This window comes from Streptomyces sp. NPDC020490 (assembly GCF_044335305.1).
Taxonomy (GTDB): domain Bacteria; phylum Actinomycetota; class Actinomycetes; order Streptomycetales; family Streptomycetaceae; genus Streptomyces.
Genome location: NZ_JBIRUY010000101.1, coordinates 1 through 2,186 on the forward strand (window position 1 = coordinate 1; position 2,186 = coordinate 2,186).

1 protein-coding gene is annotated in these 2,186 nt (G+C 75.3%); it reads left to right on the forward strand.

The window, feature by feature from the left end:
• Positions 1-2,186, forward strand: a 2,186-nt coding sequence (locus ACH4ZX_RS40265) for a polyketide synthase dehydratase domain-containing protein (RefSeq protein ID WP_398283898.1), incomplete at both ends; no start/stop codon positions are given.

Sequence of the window (2,186 nt, forward strand, 5' to 3'; positions counted from 1 at the left end):
TTCGTGGAGCTCGTCCTGCGGGCGGGTGAGGAGGCGGGCTGCGGTGCCGTCGAGGAACTGACGCTGGAGGCGCCGCTCGCGCTGCCCGAACGCGGGGCGGTGCAGATCCAGGTCGAGGTCGGTGCGGCGCAGGAGTCGGGTGCGCGGTCCGTCGCGGTCCACGCGCGGGCCGAGGGCGCCGCCGACGTGCCGTGGACGCGGCATGCGAGCGGTTCCCTCGCGCCGGGCGGGCCCGTGCCCGCCGCCGAGGACGCCGCATGGCCGCCGCCGGGTGCGCAGCCGGTGGACCTGGCCGGGTTCTACGAGGGTCTGGCCGCCGCCGGTTACACGTACGGGCCCGCCTTCCGTGGCCTGCGTGCCGCCTGGCGGCTCGGGGACGAGATCCTCGCCGAAGTCGTGGCGGACGACGACCACCGCGCCGAAGCCGGTGAGTTCGGGCTGCACCCGGCGCTGCTCGACGCGGCACTGCACGGCATGCTCCTCGACGTACCGGGCGGCGAGGACGCGGCGCTGCGGCTGCCGTTCTCCTGGAGCGGGGTCCGCCTGTACGCCGAGGGCGCCACGGCACTCCGGGTGCGGCTGCAGCCGGTGGGCGGCGACACCGTACGCGTGAACGTGGCCGACACCGCGGGCCTGCCGGTGGCCGCGATCGAGGCGCTCAGCCTGCTGCCGGTCTCCGCCGAGCAGTTGCAGCGAGCCCGGGCGGCGGACAACGACAGCCTCTTCCGCGTCGCCTGGACGCCCCTCACCGCCGACCACGAACCGCCGCGGTCCTGGGCCGTGCTGCGCACTCCGCACTCCGACGACGAGGCCGCCGCGACGGTCTACGCCGACCTGGGCGCGCTGGCCGCTGCCGTCGCCGACGGCACGCCCGTGCCGGACACCGTGCTGCTGCCGGTACCGCCGCGCAGTTCCGTGGTGACCGCCGAGCGGGTGCGCGAGGAGACGGCACGGCTGCTCACGCAGGTGCAGCGATGGCTGGCCGAGCCGGCGTTCGACGGTGCCAGGCTCGTGATCGTCACGCACGGCGCGATCGCCGTCCGCCGGGGCGAGGACGTCTCGGACCTCGTCCATGCCGGGGTCTGGGGACTGGTGCGGTCCGCGCAGGCCGAGAACCCGGGGCGGCTCGTCCTCGTCGACGTCGACACGGACGCCGGCGCCGTCGACGAGGACACGCCGGTCATCCCGGCCGTGGCCACCGGCGAGGAGCAGATCGCCGTCCGCGACGGTGAACTCCTCGCCCCGCGCCTGACGCGCCGCACCGGCAGTGCCCTGCTCACCCCGCCCGAGGACGTTCCCTGGCGGCTCGACACACCCGGCGACGGCACCCTGGAGAGCCTGGCCCCGGTGCCGTTCCCCGAAGCGGCCGCACCCCTCACCGAGGGGCAGGTGCGGATCGCCGTCCGCGCGGCCGGCCTCAACTTCCGCGATGTGCTGATGGCGCTCGGCATGTATCCCGACACGATCGTGCTCGGCAGCGAGGCCGCGGGGGTCGTCACTGAGGTCGGTCCCGGAGTGACGGACCTCGCCGTCGGGGACCGGGTGATGGGCATGGTGCCCCACTCCTTCGCCGCGGTGACCGTCGCCGACGCCCGGATGGTCGTGCGCGTTCCGCGAGGCTGGTCGTTCGAGCAGGCCGCGTCGGTGCCCGCCGTGTTCCTGACCGCGTACTACGCCCTCGTGGACCTCGCCGGCCTCCGGCGTGGCGAGCGGGTCCTGGTGCACTCCGCGGCCGGCGGTGTCGGCATGGCCGCCGTGCAGCTGGCCCGGCGCCTGGGCGCCGAGGTGTTCGGCACGGCGAGCGAGGGCAAGTGGGACGTACTGCGCCGGGAGGCGCGCCTGGAGGCCGCCCACTACGGCTCCTCCCGGTCGACCTCCTTCGAGGAGCGCTTCAAGGCCGCGACCGGTGGCAGGGGCATGGACGTGGTCCTGGACTGCCTGGCCGGCGAGCTGGTCGACGCCTCGCTGCGGCTGCTGCCGCGCGGCGGCCGGTTCGTCGAGATGGGCAAGACCGACATCCGCGACCCCGAGCAGGTCGCCCGCGACCACCCGGGTGTGGCCTACCGGGCTTTCGATCTGATGGAGGCGGGCCCGGAGCGGATCGGGGAGATGCTGCGGGAGCTGGTGGGGTTGTTCGAGGCGGGTGTGCTGCGGCCGTTGCCGGTGCGGGCGTGGGATGTCCGGCG